Annotated in this window: 20 protein-coding genes; 18 read left to right on the top strand and 2 right to left on the bottom strand. The window is 45.0% G+C overall.

Going from position 1 to position 22,036, the window contains the following annotated elements; all coding sequences use genetic code 11:
* The first annotated feature begins 12 nt into the window (after nt 1-12).
* Both B153_RS0117955 and B153_RS35400 read left to right on the top strand, forming a co-directional pair.
* The gene (locus tag B153_RS0117955) at nt 13-966 is read left to right on the top strand and encodes a hypothetical protein (RefSeq protein WP_020598126.1); all 954 of its coding nucleotides are present in this window, start codon (nt 13-15) and stop codon (nt 964-966) included.
* Complete coding sequence (locus tag B153_RS35400; protein ID WP_020598127.1) at nt 953-1,249, top strand: type II toxin-antitoxin system HicA family toxin; 297 nt, start codon at nt 953-955, stop codon at nt 1,247-1,249. Before B153_RS0117955 ends, B153_RS35400 begins: the two co-directional genes overlap by 14 nt.
* A gap of 70 nt (nt 1,250-1,319) precedes the next feature.
* Here B153_RS35400 and B153_RS0117965 read toward each other — a convergent pair whose 3' ends face one another.
* Entirely contained in the window at nt 1,320-2,672 is a 1,353-nt protein-coding gene (locus B153_RS0117965) for an amidohydrolase (protein WP_020598128.1), read from the bottom strand.
* Nucleotides 2,673-2,877: 205 nt separating this feature from the next.
* Between B153_RS0117965 and B153_RS0117970 the strand changes: the two genes are divergently transcribed.
* A complete protein-coding gene (locus B153_RS0117970; RefSeq protein WP_020598129.1) occupies nt 2,878-4,860 on the top strand; it encodes a glycoside hydrolase family 97 protein in 1,983 nt (660 codons plus the stop codon).
* 20 nt (nt 4,861-4,880) lie between these two features.
* Here B153_RS0117970 and B153_RS0117975 read toward each other — a convergent pair whose 3' ends face one another.
* Nucleotides 4,881-5,123 (bottom strand): helix-turn-helix domain-containing protein, encoded by a 243-nt coding sequence (locus tag B153_RS0117975; RefSeq protein ID WP_020598130.1) that lies wholly within the window; start codon nt 5,121-5,123, stop codon nt 4,881-4,883.
* A 144-nt stretch (nt 5,124-5,267) separates the two neighbouring features.
* On the opposite strand from B153_RS0117975, the gene B153_RS0117980 reads away from it, so the two are divergent.
* The 15 genes from B153_RS0117980 (at nt 5,268) to B153_RS0118050 (ending at nt 22,025) form a co-directional block, all read left to right on the top strand.
* Nucleotides 5,268-6,041 carry a LytR/AlgR family response regulator transcription factor gene (locus B153_RS0117980; protein WP_020598131.1) on the top strand — a complete coding sequence of 258 codons (774 nt, stop codon included), beginning with the start codon at nt 5,268-5,270 and terminating at the stop codon, nt 6,039-6,041.
* 85 nt (nt 6,042-6,126) lie between these two features.
* Nucleotides 6,127-7,290, top strand: a complete 1,164-nt coding sequence (locus B153_RS36745; protein ID WP_020598132.1) for a sensor histidine kinase — start codon at nt 6,127-6,129, stop codon at nt 7,288-7,290.
* A gap of 341 nt (nt 7,291-7,631) precedes the next feature.
* The gene (locus tag B153_RS37710) at nt 7,632-7,991 is read left to right on the top strand and encodes a response regulator (protein ID WP_157634738.1); all 360 of its coding nucleotides are present in this window, start codon (nt 7,632-7,634) and stop codon (nt 7,989-7,991) included.
* A 116-nt stretch (nt 7,992-8,107) separates the two neighbouring features.
* Nucleotides 8,108-11,278, top strand: a complete 3,171-nt coding sequence (locus B153_RS0117995; protein ID WP_020598134.1) for a lantibiotic dehydratase — start codon at nt 8,108-8,110, stop codon at nt 11,276-11,278.
* A gap of 203 nt (nt 11,279-11,481) precedes the next feature.
* Nucleotides 11,482-11,661: a hypothetical protein gene (locus tag B153_RS0118000; RefSeq protein ID WP_157634739.1), complete on the top strand. Its 180-nt coding sequence runs from the start codon at nt 11,482-11,484 to the stop codon at nt 11,659-11,661.
* A 247-nt stretch (nt 11,662-11,908) separates the two neighbouring features.
* Entirely contained in the window at nt 11,909-12,079 is a 171-nt protein-coding gene (locus B153_RS37715; protein ID WP_020598136.1) for a hypothetical protein, read from the top strand.
* A gap of 323 nt (nt 12,080-12,402) precedes the next feature.
* Complete coding sequence (locus B153_RS0118010; protein ID WP_020598137.1) at nt 12,403-12,666, top strand: hypothetical protein; 264 nt, start codon at nt 12,403-12,405, stop codon at nt 12,664-12,666.
* Nucleotides 12,667-12,938: 272 nt separating this feature from the next.
* The gene (locus tag B153_RS37720) at nt 12,939-13,109 is read left to right on the top strand and encodes a hypothetical protein (RefSeq protein WP_020598138.1); all 171 of its coding nucleotides are present in this window, start codon (nt 12,939-12,941) and stop codon (nt 13,107-13,109) included.
* Nucleotides 13,110-13,145: 36 nt separating this feature from the next.
* Nucleotides 13,146-13,307 (top strand): hypothetical protein, encoded by a 162-nt coding sequence (locus tag B153_RS37725; protein WP_157634740.1) that lies wholly within the window; start codon nt 13,146-13,148, stop codon nt 13,305-13,307.
* A gap of 27 nt (nt 13,308-13,334) precedes the next feature.
* Nucleotides 13,335-13,496 carry a hypothetical protein gene (locus B153_RS37730; protein ID WP_020598140.1) on the top strand — a complete coding sequence of 54 codons (162 nt, stop codon included), beginning with the start codon at nt 13,335-13,337 and terminating at the stop codon, nt 13,494-13,496.
* Between the two features lie 80 nt (nt 13,497-13,576).
* The gene (locus B153_RS37735; protein ID WP_157634741.1) at nt 13,577-13,945 is read left to right on the top strand and encodes a hypothetical protein; all 369 of its coding nucleotides are present in this window, start codon (nt 13,577-13,579) and stop codon (nt 13,943-13,945) included.
* A 253-nt stretch (nt 13,946-14,198) separates the two neighbouring features.
* Complete coding sequence (locus tag B153_RS38875; protein ID WP_425423151.1) at nt 14,199-14,651, top strand: CPBP family glutamic-type intramembrane protease; 453 nt, start codon at nt 14,199-14,201, stop codon at nt 14,649-14,651.
* A 767-nt stretch (nt 14,652-15,418) separates the two neighbouring features.
* Nucleotides 15,419-16,399: an ABC transporter ATP-binding protein gene (locus B153_RS35410; protein WP_342664809.1), complete on the top strand. Its 981-nt coding sequence runs from the start codon at nt 15,419-15,421 to the stop codon at nt 16,397-16,399.
* A 34-nt stretch (nt 16,400-16,433) separates the two neighbouring features.
* Nucleotides 16,434-20,069: an ABC transporter permease/M1 family aminopeptidase gene (locus tag B153_RS0118040; protein WP_020598143.1), complete on the top strand. Its 3,636-nt coding sequence runs from the start codon at nt 16,434-16,436 to the stop codon at nt 20,067-20,069.
* A 762-nt stretch (nt 20,070-20,831) separates the two neighbouring features.
* Nucleotides 20,832-22,025: an HlyD family secretion protein gene (locus tag B153_RS0118050; RefSeq protein WP_020598145.1), complete on the top strand. Its 1,194-nt coding sequence runs from the start codon at nt 20,832-20,834 to the stop codon at nt 22,023-22,025.
* Nucleotides 22,026-22,036: the final 11 nt, after the last annotated feature.

Consider the following 22,036-nt stretch of genomic DNA (forward strand, 5'->3'; position numbering starts at 1 on the left):
TGTTAACCTTTTATGCAAGAGCAGCCCAAAGAAATATTTAATCTGCAGATTGGTGGAGAGGTTGGCAAGTATAACTCTTTGCCTGTTGAGTATCTTATTGAAATTGCTAAAAACCTCCAAAATTTCTTACAAACACTTGCCAGAGTAAATGTATCAGACGGTTCAACCATAGATCTTAACAATTTCAAGTTAGAACTTACTGGATTTCAAAAAGGTAGTGCTGTACCACAATTTGTATTCACTCCTCGCAGACGACTTACACTTGATGCTGACATTGATAATCAACGACTGTTAGTCAGGCAAAAGTTTGACGAAGTGGTTGAAGCTTCAAGCAAAGGAGACTTCGCTAAAGTAAGACAGCTTTATCCTGATGCCTATCGTCGAAACGAAGTGGTTGATGGGTTGTACAATTTCGTTAACAGTTTCGGTAACTCTCCCGTAAGTGTGGTTGATTTAGATGCTAAGAAAGGTAAAGATAAGATCACCCCACTTTATCGCATCCGGCCTTTTGGCAAAGAAGTTCGTGACCGATTAATTACAACTGTTATTGAAAGCAGAGACTTAGAGACGGTAGAAGAGATCAGCCTAAGAAGGGTAGTTACAACTTATCGCGGTGGAGCACGAGTAAAAACCAAGACAGTCGAGGAGTATTCAGACAAACAAGCAGCTATATCACTAGCTCCAGATCAGATCCTATCACATACGCATACTTATAGATTAATCAGCCCTCTTCGTTGCCTTCTTGAAAAAGAAGATGACTACTATGTCTTAACATGTGAGTTACTCGACTTAGTCGGCACAGGTTTGTCAATAGAAGAAGCACAGCAAAGTTTTGCAGAAGAGTTTGAGTTTATTTATAAACGTTACAATGCTTTGTCCGATAAAGAACTTACTCAGCGACTTCAATCCATTAAAACAATCCTAAACGCCTTAATTAAACAAGTCGATATCCATGCCCACGCTTGACGCAAAACAGACATATAAAAATTTAAAAAAGAAGGGATTTGAAGATGCTCCTAGTCGAAGTGATGACCATAAATATCTGGAATTTCGCCATAAGGGGAAAGTAGTTCTCTATACTAAAATTAGCCACGGAGAAAAAGAATTAGGGGATTTTCTCATTGGTCAAATGAAGAGGCAGTGTAAACTAGATAAATCTGATTTCATGGATCTGGCTAACTGTCCACTGTCTTTAGATGAATATACTATTAGATTACGTGAACAAGGCTTATTAGACGATAACGATTGATTAAAAAATTGTATACATTGGCTGACGCCTGATTTTTCGCGTCAGCCAACCACAAATGTCAAAATAATTCTTACTGCCCGCCCAGAGTCAATTCCTTAACGGCAACGCCTTTGTTGGCAAACTCCATATAATCGGTCGTCAGGCGGCACAACGATTTCATACCCAACACAAAACCACCTTCATCGATGTAGAAATCGGGCGTATGGTGCGAAGGTACTTCAGTTCCTCGTTTCCCTTTAGGCATACCGCCCAGAAAGAAAAAGAAACCCGGTACTTTTTGCTGATAGAAGGAGAAATCTTCTGCTCCGGTTTGCGCGGGGGTAATCTTGACGTTGTTTTTACCGGCAACGGTTTCGAGCGACGGGATCATCTGATCGGTTAGCTTCGGATCGTTGTACGTAACCGGGTACATGATGTCGATTTTCACTTCGGCTTTGGCGCCAGCACTTTCGGCGATATTGGTCGCTATTTCGTTGATCCGACGATGCACCAGTTGCTGCGCTTCGGGGCTGAACGTACGGATGGTGCCAATCATGTTCGCTTCTTCGGGAATGATATTCTGCCGGATACCGCTATGCAATGCCCCAACGGTTACTACAGCCGGATTATCGGTCAGAGTAAGGTTACGGCTCACAATGGTTTGCAGGCCCAAAACCACCTGTGCAGAAGTAACGATGGGGTCAACACTCGACCAGGGAGCGGCACCATGGGCCTGCTTCCCTTTGATTTTAATAGCGTACGAATCGACCGCAGCCATCGTAGCACCCGGCCGGTATTTGATGGTTCCTACTTCGGTTTGTGAATTGATGTGCAGACCAAAAATGGCGTCTACTTTAGGATTTTCCAGAACCCCTTCTTTCACCATCAGGTAAGCGCCCCCTTCTTCACCCTGCGGAGCCCCTTCTTCGGCAGGCTGGAAAATAAACTTAACCGTTCCGCGCAAGTCGGCCTTTACGGATGTCAGAATTTCGGCTACCCCCATCAGGATCGCCACGTGCGAATCGTGCCCGCAAGCGTGCATAACCCCCGTTTGCTGGCCGTTATATTCGGTCCGTTCCTGCGATTTAAAAGGAACGTCGACCCGTTCAGTTACCGGAAGCCCGTCCATATCTGCCCGAAGCGCCACAACCGGGCCAGGTTTTCCCCCTTTCAGCAAGCCCACAACCCCTGTTTTGCCCACACCCGTTTTCACTTCTATGCCCAGCGACTGAAGATGAGCCGCTATTTTGGCTGCGGTCTGAAACTCCCGGTTCCCCAATTCGGGGTGCTGGTGAAAATCACGACGCCAAGTTACCACTTTTTTTTCAAGACTTTCGGCCATTTTATCCATTCGGGTATTCAAGGTAGCCACCTGCGCGAATACCGACTGCGCCAAAAGCCCGCCCAAAAGCAGTGAAGAAACTAATATGTTATGCTTTTTCATCAAAAAAGACAGTTTTTGAAACTAAGTTCGATTAGCGTTCAATTTACACATAAGTCCGTATAAAATAAGGCTATTAGAGCGAACCCTTCGTTAAACCACCCCATTCTTATTGTCTTACCAAGTTATATTTTCCATTTGGAGCCTGTGGCAGAATCCTTTTTTCTCCATTCCTTTTGCTTAATTTCCTGCTGGTAAACCATCGTTTATGAAACCCAACCGTCTATTTTTCCTGTTGATTGTTTTGCTCCTTCAGGCACAGATTGCCTCCTGTGAGGTACGGGTATCGTCGCCCAATGGTCGTATCGAGTTTGTTTTTAACCTAACTCCGTCGGCCCCTACCTACAGGATTCTATTCGACAAAAAGATTCTGGTCGACCACTCAACGCTAACCCTCACATTTCAAAATGCTGACCTGTTCGGCCCCAATCTGCTTCAGCAAAAACCGACCATCGAAACTATCGACGATACCTACGAGCTTGTAGTGGGGAAGGCCAAGAAAGTGCATACGGTGTATCGGGAAGCGACCATCCCTCTGCTTGAACGGAATAAAGCCGGGCAATCGGGTCGACAGATTATGTTATGGGTTCGCGTATTCGATGATGGCGTAGCGTTCCGGTATGAGTTTCCGAAACAGGCCAACTGGGAATCATATATCCTTACAGACGAAAACACGACATTCCAACTCCCTCAGAACCCAACTGTTCGGGCTTTGTTTCTACCCAGTTTCACCACTTCCCACGAAGGGCTTTATACGACTATTCCATTGGCAAAAATCAAAAATGATACGCTGATGGATATGCCCGCGCTGTTTGAGTTTCCTAATAAAACCTATCTGGCTATCACCGAAGCGGCACTGGTAAATTATGCGGGCATGTATTTGACGAAAAAGAATAATGTGCTGACCAGCCAGCTTTCGCCCCTACCGAATCAGAAAGAGGTGAAAGTAAAAGCCACACTTCCTCACCAGACTCCCTGGCGGGTGATGCTCATCAGTGACCGGGTCGGCACCCTGATCGAATCAAACATACTGACCAGCCTGAATGAACCCTGCCCGTTTGAGGATGTTGCGTGGTTGAAACCTGGCAAAACCACTTTCCCCTGGTGGAATGGCAATGTAACCCCTGATACGACTTTTGCCCCCGGCAACAATTTCGAAACCCAGAAGTATTACATCGACTTTTGTGCGGCCAATCACATCGACTACCACTCTGTAGTTGAGTACGGTTTGCATGAATGGTATGTCAACGATGGAGCAGGTTTCGTACCAGGTCCGAACGTCAATGCGGCTAAGGCGGTACCAGGGCTGGATATGCAGCAGGTGTGCGACTATGCCAAAAGTAAAGGCGTTGGTATTCGGGTATGGGTTTACTGGTCGGCCCTCTACCCAAAGTTGGAAGAGGTATTTACACAATACGAAAAGTGGGGAATCAGCGGGCTAATGGTCGATTTTATGGACCGCGACGACCAGGAAATGGTCAATATTCAAAACGAAATTCTGCACTCAGCCGCCCGTCATAAATTACACATCCAGTTTCACGGAGCCTACAAACCGACAGGTATGCACCGCACTTATCCCAACGAACTCACCCGTGAAGCCACACTCAACTACGAAACCAACAAATGGAGTGGCCTGGATACGCCCGATCATGACCTTTCTTTCCCGTTTACCCGACTGCTGGCGGGCCCAGCGGATATGCACCTCGGTGGGTTTCGGGCCGTACCGGATAAGCAATACAAAATTCAGTATACCCGCCCACTCATGCACGGCACCCGCTGCCACCAGTTGGCCATGTACGTTGTGCTCGAAAGTTACCTCAATATGGTATGCGATTACCCGGATGCCTACAGAGGTCAGCCGGGCTTTGAGTTTATCCAGCAGGTGCCCACCACCTGGGATGAAACCCGCGTTTTGAACGCCGAAGTAGGTCAATACATCACCGTAGCCCGTCGCAAAGGGACCGACTGGTTTATTGGCAGCATCACCAACTCAACCGCCCGCGAGCTATCTGTCAAACTGGATTTTCTGCCCGAGGGCAACTATTCGGCCGAACTCTACGCAGATGCTCCCGACGTAGCTCAAAACCCGAATCATCTCATCCAGCAAACCCAGGCGGTTGGCCGTTTGGAAGTCGTATCGCTGAAATTAGCCGCCGGAGGTGGTCAGGTCATGCGGTTACGAAAGCAGTGATTTTGTATCTATATCCAACCCTAAGAAAGCTGCTGGCGCACAGCAATAACTAATAAATCAGGGACTGTCAGACTGAGCAGGTCGGTAAGACTAATATTATATAACGACGACACCTGTTGCAGGACGGTTAGGGATAATTCCGTTCGGCCGGTTTCCTTTTTGCTGTAAGCCGCCTGACTTACGCCTAGTTGAAAGGCTACATATTCCTGTGGATAACCGTGAATTTCCCGAAGTTTGCGGATTTTGGTGGCTAAGGCATTCATAGATTAAACTGGAAAAATTTGTGTTAGTTAACACCTGCAAAACAAAGACCTGTGGCCAGAAAGGGAAATATATTTCGACAAATGTGGATTCTTGATCGATAAATGAGTCACCAGAATCGCTAAATCGAATATATTGCCCCCATTATGAACGAAACGCTTACCTGTTACTTAGTTGATGATGAGTCGCCAGCACACGTCATCATGTCGAAATACATTAGCCGGGTACCTTATCTGACCTTGCTTGGCAAAAGCTACGATCCGTTCGAAGGACTGGAGCAAGTACAGGCCCTCAAACCCGATGTACTCTTTCTGGATGTCGAAATGCCCTATATGACGGGTGTTGAATTTCTAAAATCGTTGCCCTTGCCGCATCCGGTGATTATTATGGTAACGGCATCGCCCCAGTTTGCCATTGAAACCTACAACTTCGACTCGGTCACACACTATCTGCTCAAACCCGTTGGCTTCGACAAGTTTCTGGAAGCGATTAATCGAGTTACCAAACGACTTGGCTTTGCTATTGATCCTGAAGCCCCTATTCCAACCAAGCCTCCTATTCGCTCCCAGACCGAGCCACCTGTTGATCCCCGCGAAAAGATTCCCTACTTCCTGATTAAAGAAGACAAAAAGCTGATTCGAGTAGCCCCGGAAGACATTGTGTTTGCCGAGGGTATGAAAGATTATATCAAACTGCACCTGACTTCCCGTGTACTCATTACTCACATGACCATGAGCAAGCTGGAAGAGATGGTGCCTCCCTCGCAGTTTTTACGCATCAACCGTTCTTACCTGATTCGTCGACAAGCCATTAAGGAAATCGATGGAAACCTAATCACTACCCTCGACGGCAAAAAAGTAGCCATTGGGGTCACGTATCGGGAACGCGTGATGGAAGAATTGAAGAAAAATATGATTTAAGAATGAATACGAAGTAATAAGCAATGTCCAGTCATAAGTTTTATTAATCCATCATTAACTACAAATATGACTCTCCGTTAAATACATGAAGATTCAATCACACATCAATCAATCCACACAAGACTTTATCTTAGGTTTTTATGAAAGCAACCGCCAAACAATCCGTGGGTTTTGGCATATTTTAATGTGGATAGCAGTTTATTTTTTATTAATAAGAAGCACTGCTCCAAGGATATTCGAAGATAATACAAAAGTTATCAATACGGCTTCATTTGTAGATCTTTTGCAAACTATAGTATTATATTATTTGATAGGTTACTATATTTTTCCTCGATTATTTTATCAAAGATATTACGCTACATTACTGCTATCTTTAGTATTCATCTTTTTTTGTGTTTATCAGCTAAACTATAATTTATTCTATTATTTAGCTTCTATAAGCACTCAAAATCAGCAAAGAAATACTTATGCTATAAAAATAGCAACCATGCTTAAAGAAAGTGGCTGGCTAGGCTGCTTTACAAATTTACGAATTAGTTTATGGAATTTATCTTATGGCTTCTTTTTACCAATGTTACTATTAGTATTCAAAGCATTTCGTGACATAATAACATATCAAAAAAGAATAGTAACAGTTGAACGAGATAAATTTGAATTGGAATTAAGTTTTTTAAAAGCACAAGTTAATCCTCATTTTCTATTCAATACCCTCAATAGTATTTATGCCGACATTTTTGATACGAATGAAAAGGCCGCCGATTTGGTGCTACGCTTATCGGAATTGATGCGATACAATCTCTATGAAACTGACTCTCCCAAAATTGCTCTTGATAAAGAATTAGCCTATATACAAAACTACCTTGACTTGGAACGTAATCGCCTTTCAGATCAGTATGTAGTAATTGATTATAAACAGAGTGGCAATTCTTCAATTTTTCAAATTACCCCTTTGTTGCTCATTGCATTTGTAGAAAATGCCTTCAAACACGGTATTAAAGGAACTACAGAACCCGCCTATGTACAGGTAAGGACCAGTTTACTAGAGGACCAACTCATCTTTCAGGTAGAAAACAGTATTCCTCTTAAACGACCGCTTGGTGAGCCAGACAAGAAGTCGGGAGGCATTGGTTTAGACAATATCCGAAGGCGATTAGAGGCATTGTACAAAGGCAACTATGAATTAATTACGAATATAGCTGCAACTACCTATACAGTTACGCTCAAGATAAAAGTAGAACCTTTACCCTAACAAAGCATTAGTCGAAGGTATTAGTCCATTAGTCGAAAAAGTCATGTTCACATGTCGAAAGTAGTTGAAGCGGCCTATATGAATCTGCTACTTTTGAATAGTCAAAGGACACCGTTCCGGCTCCTAAATCATTAAAACCACAGCATTTGCTTACACTCATGAAAACGCTAACATTACCCGATCTTCCTGCTTCCAACACACCAGCTCGCTTAGTCTTTAAAAGGCAACGTATTGTTTGTCTAACAACTATGCATACTAAAAACGGCCCCAAAGGAGGTGACTCAAGCAGATTATGTGATTTTTTTACAATTGCTTAATTCATTTTGCCAATCTATCTTCTCTTGAACCCATCCTGGGCGAGTAAACGTCAACTCGCCTATTACTTTCAGCGCATCGGTTGGGTTATCATCTGGCAGTCTAGTCCATTTACAGAGGAAATGCTGCCTATGATCCAGTCCGATGATTGTGCGCTGGTTTTTGTCAGGCTGGCTGAACTGGACAACCCGGTACCAGCACCGTTTCTGGATGTACTGCGGCAACATCCTGCCGTAGTGGTTACTTCACCTTATCCACAACATCTGTTCAGTCATCTGAACCTGCATCCGCTCGATTTTCTGACTGAGCCGTATTCATTTGAGCGTTTCGCACGTTGTATGGAACGGTATTGGAATCAGCACAACCCGAAAGAGTCTCCTCTTTGAAGGAGGCTCTTTCGGGTTGTTTAAGTGAATCTGTATTAAAAAATAGGTTAGTACTAATTATCCTATTGGTTTTACATTGACGACAAAATATCTTTGAGGCTTATCCATCTAGTTCGATGATTCAGCCTGACGATTACTTTATCCTACGTCAACCAACGTTTCCAATCAATAACCTGATTCAGTTTTATACTCAACTTTTCTCCCAACCCATCGGCGAACTGCTGCGCCAGCATTATCGGCACCCGATAGCCCAGCAGGCCATTCTGACCGCATCGCCCCTCCTCTATGAACGAATGCAACGCTGGCTGGCGGGCGAAACACTTCCCGAACAGGAGAAGCTTTACATCACCCTGCATAAATACCTGATTCGGATGTGTAGTCGTCCTACACCGTATGGCCTTTTTTCCGGTTGTACAATAGGGTATTTCGATGAGCATACGCAATGGAGAGCCGGAACAGCGAACACCATTCAGACACACCTTCGCCTTGATACCGAGTGTATGCTGGCCCTTTGCCGCTGGATTACACTCCACCCCGTTCTCCGGGATCAGCTGCTTTTATTCCCTAACTCATCGCTTTATCCGGTAGGTACATCGCTGCGGTATGTAGAGCAGCAAGTCGAAACGGCAAAGCCAGGAACAGGCCAACGGCAATATTTCATTAGCATGACCGATGCCGACCGACATCTGTCGGCCATTCTGGAAGCTGCCCATTCAGGGGCTACCATTCAGGAATTGGCATACGTTTTAACACGCTTTCAAATTGAAGAAACCGAGGCCGTTGAGTTTATTGAACAATTAATTGAAGGACAATTACTATCGTTCGAGATCGGGCCTACCGTAACTGGCCCTGATTATCTGGATCGATTGATAAACCGTATCGCCACACTGACTGGTACTTCCGTTATTGTAGAATCCTTACGTCAGCTACAGGCATTTATTCAACAACCCAATAGATTACAGGCGCATACAAGCGTTCGGGCCTGGTTCACTGAACGTGACATCCATCTACCCGTTGCCGATCTAGTACAGGTAGACACCTTCTTCGAGCATCCGGCACCCAGGCTTGGCCGCCGGGTGTTACACCAACTACAACGCGATCTGGAAAAATTACTGGTATTGAATCGGTCAGCCATTTGTCCGGACCTGGACGAGTTTAAACGCCGGTTTTATAATCGCTATGAAGACGAAGAAATTCCGTTGGCACTAGCCATCGACGCTGAGTTTGGCGTAGGCTATGGGTCAGGAGCAGCATTCGGGGTTGGCTATGCACCGTTAATAGACGACCTAACCCTTTCGACCGATCTGGCTCCTGCTCATACAAGTTGGGATTGGTGGCAAACCCTGGTCATGGACAAATATACCCGCGCACTGCGAACGACACGCACTGCAGGTACAAACGATGAAATTGTCCTTACCGACGACGATCTGGCCTACATTGGTCGCCATCAAACGTCTCAGGCACCTCTACCCGATAGCTTTTATGTGTTTGGTACTTTAGTAGCCAACTCGCCCAAAGAATTGGATGAAGGCAACTTCCGCTTTAATCTGCTGGCTTGCAAAGGGCCATCGGCTATAAATCTGATGGCCCGGTTTGGCAATGGTCATGCCGAACTGGCCCAACGTATGCAACGGAGCATACGGGCCGAGGAAGCTTATCATCCCGATGTAATTATGGCCGAAATTGTACACCTGCCCGAAAATCGGGTTGGTAATATTCTACATCGGCCAACGCTCCATCAATACGAAATACCGTATATGGGTCACGCATCGGTAGATACTGACCATCAGATCCCCCTGACCGACCTGATGGTATCGGTGCGAAATGATACGCTCATTCTACGATCAAAACGACTCGACCGGCGGGTAATTCCCCGGCTGACTAATGCCCATAATTTTACACAGGGGCTACCGATCTATCGTTTTCTATGCGACCTACAGACCCAGGATGCTCATTTGTCGATTGGCTGGAACTGGGGTCTGCTACGCACCCAGACCTACCTACCGCGCGTGCGTTATCGTTCCATTATACTGAGCCGGGCAACCTGGCAAATCCCCTGCCGCGAACTCACGCCCGATAATCCATTACGACTGGTAACCGAGCTAACAGCGGCTGGCTTACCTAATCAGTTTATGCTGGTACAGGGCGATAATGAACTCTTTATTTCGATGCATACCCCTGCCTCACTGGCACTGCTTATGCAGGAAATTCGCCGACAGATAACTGCCCACCAGAAGGCTAATCCACAAAATGAACGAAGAGCTACTGCCGATATGCCAGGGTATATTCGGCTGATCGAATGCTTATCGATTCCCGAGCAATGCCCTTTGCAGGATAAACGGGACCGTTATACGCATGAACTACTCATTCCATTTCGAAACAAACGCGTACAGCCTTTTGCCGGATTAAATCAAGCGGTAATACCCAGACTACAGCGTAAGTTCTCGGTGGGTAGCGAATGGTTTTACCTGAAAGTATATACGGGCGAAAAAACGTCGGACCAACTCCTGATCGATACCATTTACCCAACCGTAGCCCAATTGCTAAAAACTCAGATTATTCAGGAGTTCTTTTTTGTACGCTATAAAGATACCGACCCTCATCTGCGCTTACGGTTCAGAGGAAATGCCCACCTGGAATTCTATCATCAGGTAGTTCGGGCCATGGAAAAAGCCCTTCATAAGGCAGTAGAATCGGGCGTTGTGCATCGGGTGCAGGTCGATACCTACCAGCGCGAACTGGAGCGCTATAGCCTGGAGCAAATGCCGCTATGCGAACGGTTGTTTTACTACGATAGCTTATCGACGCTACTTTTTCTGGCCTATATGGGCGACACCTTCGATGAAAATGTTCGCCTGGCCTTTGCCATACGCAAAATTGATCGACTATTGACCGGGGCAGGTTTTCCAATAGAGACCTGCCATCGTATCCTGGAATCGCTAAAAGAGCGTTTTTTCCAGGAATTTGGCGGCACCCCCATCCTACGCCATCAACTAGCCGAAAAATACCGCGCCTATCGTCCCCTTATTCATCAGGGCCTGAGTGCCAATTTTTTATCCATACCGGGACTTAGCGATTGGGAGTATCGGCAGGAAGGCCTACTCCAACAATTAATGCAGTCCAACGTCAGTTCCTACCAATTGCACACCATTATCGACAGTCTGATTCACATGATCGTAAATCGGCTATTTCCATCCAAGCAGCGGGCTTATGAGCTAGTACTCTACTACTGCTTGGCTAAATACTACGACTCGGTACAGGCTCAACAATTGACGTCCAACGCATAAAATCAAAATAGCCTACAAAAGCCTTACTCATATTACTCGTTTTCATATCCACTACACTCTCTATAACTAATCCGAATACAATATAATCAAACGAATTACACTACAACTACTCGTTATTGAAACAGGCGAAAATAACGCTCAATTTTGACTCAACAAATCAGCCAAGCGAAATCAAAGAATGGATATCTAAATTAACTATAGCTATGAAAAAGCACCTTCATTCGGAGTATTCTTTTGAGGTATGGATTAACGAAGCGAGTGACAACCTGGGCGACGAAACTGGCTCTTTCGATGACAACTGGATTGTATCGGCAAGCGATCTATTTAGCCAGATGAACCTACCGACTAATGATCCTATGGGTTCTTATGAAGAAGTGGCCTAATGCCGTATTGTTTTTATAACCAAAGCGAATAAAGTACAACCTAAGGTTTTTGAAACACAACACACTACCCATCATCTTTGCAATGTCGATTACGAAAATAAGTTAGACTGTAAGCCGCTCAATTAGGTCCTAACATACGAGTTATTTTCCAGAAAGCCGACGTGAATTAAAAAATAAGAATACTGCAACTATCCAGCCTTTTAATTTAGTATTTTTTACAATTCAGTTTATTAACAGTTTAAATTTTATGAAACAAATTATGAATAGTCAGAATCAAACAATCGAAAATGTAGATGTATGTATGCTCGATCAAAACGAGCTACGTGAATTAAATGGTGGCATCGGTGGCAACGATGGTGGATGTATTCCAAATCCAGACCCTAAACTACCCGAACTCCCTATTGAAATTTTGTACTGAATTAATACATTGCAATTAGTAAGACCTATACAAGAAACGTAGGATAAATGTACTAGAATTCATACAGATTAAACAGCGCAGGCACGGCCTTCTAGATAAATACCGTGTTTGCGGAAACGTATCAGTTATATGCATACGAATGTGTGTGATAAAAATGAGTAACTCCCCGTTACTCAAAAATGGGGAGTTCTTCTTTTCCTACATGCTAATAATAACAGAATAACTTATAATCTGAGCGAATAAAGTACAACCCGAAGTTATTGAAACAGAAGCTTGTTCGCCAGAAATTTGCATCATCCAGTAAACGAATCACAAACAAGATCATGAAAAAAATAGCGTTCATGGCCGCAGCCGGATTGATGATTCTGGCGGTTGCCTGCAAAGAAAATGACACCATAAAACCAACGTATAGCACTACTACGTATAGTGCTGATGACCAACCCGAAGCAACTATTGTCGTCGATGTTGATTCAGCAGTAAAAACGAAGCGTATATTGCCTATTAAAATACAACCAATTGAGCAACCTGTAACCAACCCATCCTTAGGCCAGGGAAAAGATTTGCCTATGGATCAGGTAATTAATTAGTATAGCTTGCTACAAATTAGCAAGTTTATCAACCAAGAACTATAACTGTATACACCAATCTAGTTACGGCAAATTTTCGGAAGATAACTAAACAGGCTCTTATCAGATGTGGGCAGCAGCCCAGCAAAGACATTAGTTAGAAAATTGCTACATTAGCTCGATTAGTAAATACAAGTTATAGAATATATTAAGAGTGCCCTATCACAACCGATGCATCCCGGGTTTAAGCAGAGGAGGGGATAGGTATAAATTTAACCTAAACAAAATTAATAATGAATAATTTGCTAAATAATGAATATCCTGAAATAAAAGAACTCAATTTCGAAGAAATAGGAGCTGTGAGCGGAGGCTGGGCTTGGTTATTGGAAGGTATTGCTGGGTATATTGCTGGAGAAGTCCTGGATGGAGTCCTTAGGTATGCTTCTGGAGAAAGATCACGATAAGGTTTTATTAATAGAATCGACTAATTAGCTCTAATCATGGAAAATCAACAGATGGATGCTCAAGAAGATCTTGACCTTCAGGAACTCACCTCGATTAATGGAGGAATACACTGGTTCGTTGCAGGCCTTATTGTATATGTTGCGGGTGAAGTTCTGGATGGAATTGTACGCTATGCAGATGGTGAAAGAAGTCGTTAATCTTTAAAAATATAAAAAAACACTAAAATGAAACACATTGAATTTGGGGATGTAACAGCCTTGTCAATTGATGAAATGATTGAAGTAGACGGTGGTGGTAAAATATCTGATTGGACAGTTAAAGCTTTAACATGGCTTGGCGATAACTTATCAAAGCTTCAGACTGACGACTATTATTTATATATGTAATTTAGTGAAGATTCTACAAATAGTACGGGCCATTAATATAAAAGCCCGTACTATTTGACTTTTGTAAGGCATATAAGTTAATGAAGATTACTAGATTGTTGATAGGGATTTCATGTGCTGTTTTGACAGCACTAATTCAGCTTTGGATAAGACCAAGTTTGAGAGGAATAAATTCATACTTAGATATCATTCTTGGAAGTTTACCTAATTTTTTGGCTGTATTGGGATTCTCATTTATTCTTATTCATTTTAAAAAAGCTAAACAGAAGACATCGTCATCTATGATGGCGGCATTTCTGGGTATAATAGCTCATGAAATATTTACTCAATCCACCCCTTCTGGCTCTTTTGGCGGCATGTTTGATTGGTATGATATTATAGCTTCAGCATTGGGAGGTATGTTTGCTTATCTAATCGAAAAACATTTCCTAAGGATTCAAAATAGTTAAATTTTCAACTTTGGCAACGCATTTTATTCTGGAGTATATAACTCCTAATAATAAATCAGGCTTATACATCAAAACAAAGGAGCTAGTATATGCTTTCTTTATATATTTCCTAGTGTTTCTAGGTTGTGGAATTTTAATGTACACTACAGATATTTTTGTGGTGAAAGTATTGCACTATCCATCAATCCTTAAATCACATTATAATACAGACGAGTATTTAAAAAGAAAAGGGTTATACCTGGGAGCATTCCTTATGACCATTAAAGGACCCATAGTTGAAGAACTTTCTTTTAGACTATTATTGAGACCGACACGGATTAATTTGTTAGTATCATCCATCTTTTCATTTCTACTTTTTACCGAGCTGGTATTTGGGTATGGTACATTAATTAATTATTTTATTAGAGTAGTTACAGCTATAATTTTTTCTTTATGCGTATTACATTATCAATCAACTATAATTTACTACTTGTCTCATCATAAAAAAAACAGCCTAATTGTTAGCTCTGTTTTATTTGGCTTTACGCATATTTTAAATTTCTACCCTATACAGTTAAGTATTTTATTTATATATCCTATCTATGTTTTACCACAAATTTGTATGGGTTTTATCTTAGGAGCCATTAGGCTGAGGAATAGCATAGCAAGTTCTATAGCTCTCCACATATTAATTAATGGTTCTGTAGTATGGTATAAATTATTGTAGGTTTAGCGAAGATTTAGCTATGATTATGGCTTTGTTGCATTGCTCTCAAACGATAGTTTGGTTCCCAACAAAGAGGCCTGCAAAAAGCCTACCAAGCATCTAAATAATAGAATACAGTTACTTTATCAGCTTTTATCAAGTCATTTTTTATAGTGATTGAACTCAAAAACCGACCTTTCGAGAGCCATGCAACAAAGCCTTTAGTAATTTGCATAGTTATTGGATGCATTTTAGGCTATGCAGCTAAAGAGTGAGATGATGAACGAAGTCAAATGCCACGTTAATTAATTTAAAATTATTGACCTGCCAGATTTATTTTTATCTGTCAGGTCAACTGAATTCCATAAAAATGACATCAAAACAAATTCTTTTGGTAATATATATAATTGCAGGTGTTGCAGGCATATTTTGCATATACATCTATATTTCTACTGAAACTACGTTTCCTTATTTATTAGTTGGGGCAACATCACTAGGTTTAGGAATCAGAGGTTACTTGAAGAATCGATCCTGAAAGAAATCTATAACTCTTTGGCTTATGCGGCATATGCGTTTTATTGTGCTCGTGTAGGATGCTCCTACAAAAGCTGGCCTAATGATAATTGTGCCGAAGAACCTTACTTATAGACATCTTTATAAAAATAACTCTGCTAATCAACCATCTGGCCAATAGTTGGTCGGTTTCTATGGGCCCATTGGTCGAAAGAATGTAGGCATTGGTCGAAATAAGTTGATGCCGAAGGGTGGATATGTATACTTTTGACAGCATGGCAGCTACAGAAAATCTGCCATACACCACCTTCTTTCTGCTGATATGTATGAAACTATTGATTGAAAACCTTGCCAAAACCTACAGCAATGGTGTTCGGGCGCTTAATCATGTATCGCTCACGATAGAACCCGGTCTTTTTGGATTGCTTGGCCCAAATGGAGCGGGTAAGTCGAGTTTGATGCGGACAATTGCCACGCTACAACTGCCCGATGAAGGGCGCGTTGTGCTGCAAGATATTAACGGGCAAGATATTGATGCGGTTCGCCAGCCCGACGAACTGAGAAAGGTGTTGGGCTATCTGCCGCAGGATTTTGGCGTCTATCCCCGTATCGATGCCATTACACTGCTCGATCATCTGGCCATGCTCAAAGGCATTCATAATCGGTCGGAGCGGAAAGAAACCGTCGAAACCCTATTGCAACGGGTCAATCTTTGGGATATGCGAAAGAAAAACCTGAGTGGCTACTCAGGGGGTATGCGGCAGCGGTTTGGCATTGCGCAGGCCCTGCTGGGTAACCCCAAACTCATTATTGTTGATGAACCAACGGCTGGCCTGGACCCCGCCGAACGAAACCGTTTTCTGAATCTGCTGGCTGGAGTCGGGCAGGAAGCAATTGTGATTTTATCGACGCATATTGTTGAGGATGTTGAAGAGCTTTGCCGCCAGATGGCCATCATCAATAAAGGGCAGGTGCTGCTCTCAGGGCATCCACTGGAGGCTATCAACCACCTCAAAGGTCATATCTGGAAAAAACAGGCCAGCCTATCGGAAGTCGATGAACTATACCGGACGCTCATCATTATCAACGAACGCATGATTGCTGGCGAACCCGTCGTATATGCCTATTCGTTAGCGCAACCAGCGCCTGGTTTTGTACCCGTCGAGGCTGGTCTGGAAGAGGTTTATTTTACACAGATAACCGATGCAGCTAGGCGGTATCAGACCCAGCCAACCGTTTCGTCGTCGGCCACCTAGTATCTACCTATCTCCTGAAAAATCGACCCTCCTTATGAACTGGTTATCGATCCTGCGTTTTGAGTTTCGCTATCGGCGAAATCGTCCGGCTACGTACCTTTTTTTTGCCTTACTTCTCGGCCTTAGCTTTGCTATCGTGGCTACCGACCTCATTAAGGGGCTGTCGGGAGGGGCCGTGAAAGACAATGGTACTACTGTTCTGACCACCCTTAGCCTGGTTCTGTTTATGATGATGGGCATACTGGTTAGCTCAGCGATTATGGGTGTAGCGGTAGTGCGTGATTTTGAGCATCGAACCGATGCCTTGTTTTTCACCAAACCCATTCGTCGTTGGGAGTTTCTGACCGGCCGATATGCGGGCGCCATGCTCCTTTTGCTTCTTACGCTTACGGCCATACCGCTCGGCCTGCTGCTGGGCGATCTGGCTCCCTGGCGAAACCCGGATCGGCTATTGCCCATTCGGATAGCCGCTTACTGGCAACCCTACTGGACGATTTTGCTGCCGAATGCTCTCATTGCCGGGAGTATATTTTTTATGGTCGGAGCCCTGAGCCGCCGAATGCTGGTTGTGTTTGTGCAGGGAATGGGGTTTCTGATTTTGTATCTGGTATCGGGTACGCTGCTGTCGGAAATAGATCGACGCGAAATTGCCGCCCTGTTAGACCCCTTTGGTATGAGAGCTGTAGGGTACACAACCCAATACTGGTCGATTAGCCAGAAAAATAATTCGTTAATTCCACTGAGCGATATACTGCTCTGGAATCGGGTATTGTGGCTAGGCATAGCGGCTTTGTGTCTGGTTATTACGTATTGGCGGTTCTCATATCAGTCGGTGACAAAGCAGTCAGTCGGAAAAGAGAAGCCATTGGTTACCAAAACCGATGTAGGGATGCTTCGCGCTCCGTTAAAGCAGGTAACGCGGCAATATGGGCTGGGGAGCTGGTTGCTCAACCTGTGGCGACTGACGGTTTTTTATACCAAAGTGGTCATGAAAGACCTACCTTTTCTGGCCTTGTGTATTGGCGGATTAGGCATGTTTGTATTCTCAGCCGTCAATAATACGGGCGAATGGTATGGCACCCACACGTTACCCACAACCTATGTCATGCTGAACAAGATGACGATTTTTACGGGGCTGTTTCTGTTCATTCTGATGGTGCTTTATGTGGGCGATCTGACCTGGAAAGAGCGCGACGTTCGAATCAGTCAGATTAGCGATGCCTTACCCGTACCCAACTGGATTCGGCTAGTGAGCAAATACCTCGGCCTGGGTCTGGCCTTCGCCCTTGTCATTGCACTAAGTATACTGCTGGGGGCTTGTATGCAGGCCCTAAAAGGCGAAGCTAACCTGATTGAGTGGCGGGTATATGCTACCAGTCTATACGGAAACGCATTATTGTCGTTGCTGACATTTATGTTGCTGGGCTTTTTTATCCATGTGGTCGTCAACAATAAGTTTGCGGGTCATGCCCTGTTGATTCTGTTCTTCGTTTCGCTGGGTATGCTGTCTTACCTCGGCATTGAACACAACCTGCTCATTTTCGGAGGGGGTTCGCTCGGCACGTATTCTGACATGAACGGCTTCGGTCACTATGTCACTCCCTATTCCTGGACATCGCTTTACTGGCTGGCTTTCGGGGCCATTCTGTTTGCGGCAGCGGTGGTGCTGTCGGTTCGGGGTTCAGAAGCCCTGATGAAGGTTCGGCTGCGTATTGGGCGTTATCAGCTAACGCGCGCTATGCTGACCTTTGTGATGGCGGCTTTTCTGGTGTTTATCTGTACGGGTTCGTATGTCTATTTCAACACGAACGTACTTCACAAGTACCAGAATCATAAAGAGGACGAAGCCGAACGGGCTCGTTACGAAAAAGCGCTGCAACGATTTGTTAACCTGCCGCAACCCCGCATTACAAATGTTTCGGTAGCTGTCGATCTGTATCCGCAAACCCGCGATTTTACGGCAAAAGGCTGGTACATACTCCAGAATAAAACAAATCAGCCCATTCAGCAACTCCACCTGCAACTCTTACCAGCCGACGAAATGCAGGTAAAACAGCTTCGGCTATCGGTGCCCAATCGGCTCGATGACCGCTATGCGGCCGATTTTTCATACCGAATCTTTGCCCTCGATAAACCGCTCCTGCCGGGCGATAGCCTCCGGCTCGATTTCAACTTGCTGTATCGGACCAAAGGGTTTAAAAACAATGGCGAAAACACCGAAATCGTGCAGAATGGTACCTTCTTTACGAATCAGTATTTTCCGGGTATTGGCTACAGTGAGCAGTATGAGCTACAGGACGACGACAAGCGAAAAGAAAACGGCCTGGCCCCTAAAGAACGGATGCGGGCGCAGAACGACCCCATTGCCCGACGACAGAATGTTTTAGGGAAAGATGCCGACCTGATTCGGTTTGCCATGACCGTTAGTACATCGCCCGATCAACTGGCCATTGCACCGGGTTACCTGCAAAAAGAGTGGACCGCCAAAGGCCCCGATGGTATGCCCCGGCGATACTTTTCGTACAGGATGGACAGTCCGATTGCCAATTTCTACTCCATCGTATCGGCCCGATATGCCGTCCGAAAAGAGTTATACCGTAGCAAAGGAGGCAATCCGGTTAGTCTGGAACTATACTACCATCCGGGGCATACCCATAATCTGGATCGGATGATGCGTGGTATGAAGGCCGCTCTGGACTATTACCAGACGAATTTTGGTCCGTTTCAGCATCGGCAGCTACGAATCATGGAATTTCCTCGCTATCGGGCCTATGCTCAGTCGTTTGCCAATACCATTCCCTTTGGCGAGGATATGGGGTTTGTGGCCGACATTGATGACCAAAACGATGTAGATATGCCCTTTTTTGTGACGGCCCACGAAACGGCTCATCAGTGGTGGGGACATCAGGTAGTGGAAGCCAATGTGCGGGGAAGTGGTTTTCTGTCCGAATCGCTCGCCGAATATAGTGCCCTCATGGTGATGAAACATCACTACGCTCCCGAACAGATGAAGGAGTTTCTGAGCTACGAACTGGATTATTACCTGAGAGGTCGCCAGACCGAGACTAAAAAAGAACAGCCCCTCTCGCAGTGCGAACACCAGTCGTATATCCACTACAATAAAGGGGCGCTGGTGTTATATGCCTTGCAGGATCAATTGGGCGAGAATCGGCTCAATCAGGCGTTACGCAGTTACCGCGCCCGCTGGAATGTCGAGCAGGTGGCTAAAACGGGGATCTACCCAACGGCCGCCGATCTGACCGCCGAATTACGAGCCATAACACCCGACACGCTACAGGGATTGCTGGATGACTGGGTCAATAAAATCACGCTATATGAACTGAAGACGGATCGGGTAACGGTAAAACCTACCGGAAAAGCGTATGAGGTAACGCTCCGGGTGTCGGCCCAAAAAGTACATGCCGATAGCCTGGGAAACGAAACCAGTCTGCCGATCAACGAATGGATATGGATCGGGGTATATGCTCCTCAGTCAAAAGATACCAAACGGAGTAAACTGCTGTACTACCAGCGACATCGCATTAGCCAGCCTAGTCAAACGATTACGGGGCGCGTGAGTCAAAAGCCGGAGCGTGCCGGTATCGATCCACTGAATCTGCTCATTGATCGCCATCCCAGCGATAATGTAAAAACTATGGAAGAACCCTGAATCTACATCTATCCGGCCTCTGAAAGCGACGCTGCTTTTGGGGCCGGATAAACATGATAAGGTATATTAAACCTGCATTATGTGTTTATTAAATGCAATCTAAATTTCCTGTCATTCAGACGACGGAAGCCTCTTCGGGTAAGCGAAAAACTTATACTTACCCGAAGAGGCTTCCGTCGTCTGAATGACAAAAAAGACTCAAAGGCTTAAATTACAGTGTGCTTAGGCACAATCAGACAAATACCACCCACTATTTCTGTATGGCTTAGCCGGGGTTGGTTATTTAAAAGAAGGGTACCTGTTCACAAAGCTTGATCGGCCAGATGGGTATACCGTACAAAACAAACGCCTTTCGGGGGCCATTAACGTATTTTATGCTGATAAATCACCCGTATTGGTAAGTGGTCTTGGTCTGGCTTTTCTCAAAAAAAGACGCGAATATTTTATCGAGTCAAATCAATATCTTCTGCTGAATAAAACGCCTTTTTTACGATTTCGGGAAACGGGAAAACTCTTCAATAAGAAAGCAGATGCTGCGCTGAATGATACAGAATTCGAGATTTCGTCTACGACCTCAACTCGGCTTACCCGCCCCATCAACGTATCGTTCGGCATTAAATGGCATTTTTGAGGGCATAACTTATTCGCCCCCGTTATAAACTACAACCTCCTGTTATTGAGTCCCGCGTGGCATCGCCCGACCTTTGGAATACTAAATAACCGCACGAAAGCGGAAGCCTTATCCCAAACGTCAACAAAACGATGCCGCAACATACCGTACATCCGCCTGCCATAATCGAGTACACAACGGAGGCCTACCTGCCCCAGGTTACGGTTCGGGGCCAACTCATCTACTGCTCGGTTGCTCTGGCTGTTGTAATGGCCCTGGTTTCGCTCCCGTTTATCCATACCGAAGTGTCGGTGCAAAGCAGTGGCATTATTCGCCCGGTAGCCGAACGGAACGAACTTCGTCCACTGGTGGCTGGTACGGTGGCCGAGGTGCTGGTACACGATAATCAACCCGTTCGCCAGGGGCAACCCATGATTCGGCTTCAGACCGACGTGCTCGAAACCAAACTCCGGCTCAACCGCTCCCAACAAACTGAGAAGCTCCTTAATATCTACGACCTCCAGCGGCTCGTTCGGGCTGACCGGAGCAGTTTACTGAGCTTAACGGGCTTACAATCTCCGTTGATTCGGCAGCAATACGAACAGTTTCGGTTTCTGCTAACCGAAAACGCCCAGACGCAGCAAAAACGCAAACGTGAACTGGACGTTACGCGGCAACTTTATCAGGACAAAGTACTAGCTCAGCAGGAGTTTGAAGATAAAGAGTATGCGTATAAGACTGTAGTGGCTCAGTATGCATCGCAGATAGAACGGCAAGTGAGCGATTGGCAGGCAACACTTACCCAGCACCAACTGGCTCTTGATGAACTCCGCGCGCAAGAGCGTCAACTCCTGCACGAACGCGATTTACATACCATAAAAGCCCCGGTCGCGGGTACGGTTAGCCAACTGGCGGGTCGGTATCCGGGTAGTTATGTGCAACCGGGCGAGGTACTAGGCGTGGTTTCGCCCGATTCTAATCTGCTGGTTGAGTGTTATGTATCGCCAAAGGATATTGGGTTGCTACGGCCTGGCATGGTGGCCCGAATGCAAGTCGATGCTTTCGACTACAATCAATGGGGATTAGCGCAGGGCAAAGTGGTTGAAGTCTCCAACGATATTGTGGTGATGGATAATGGAGCATCGGCCAAACAGCCAGTCTTTAAGGTAAAATGTAAGCTCGACCAAAACTTTCTGGCTCTCAAGGAGGGCTATAAAGGCTACCTCAAAAAAGGCATGACTCTCCGGGCACGTTTCGTAGTGACCCGCCGTAGCCTGTTCGACCTACTCTACGACAAAGCCGACGATTGGCTGAATCCACAAACCAACGCCCTGGCCCAAAACTAAGCCCCACCTGG

This window comes from Spirosoma panaciterrae DSM 21099, assembly GCF_000374025.1.
In the GTDB taxonomy this organism is placed as follows: Bacteria; Bacteroidota; Bacteroidia; order Cytophagales; family Spirosomataceae; genus Spirosoma; species Spirosoma panaciterrae.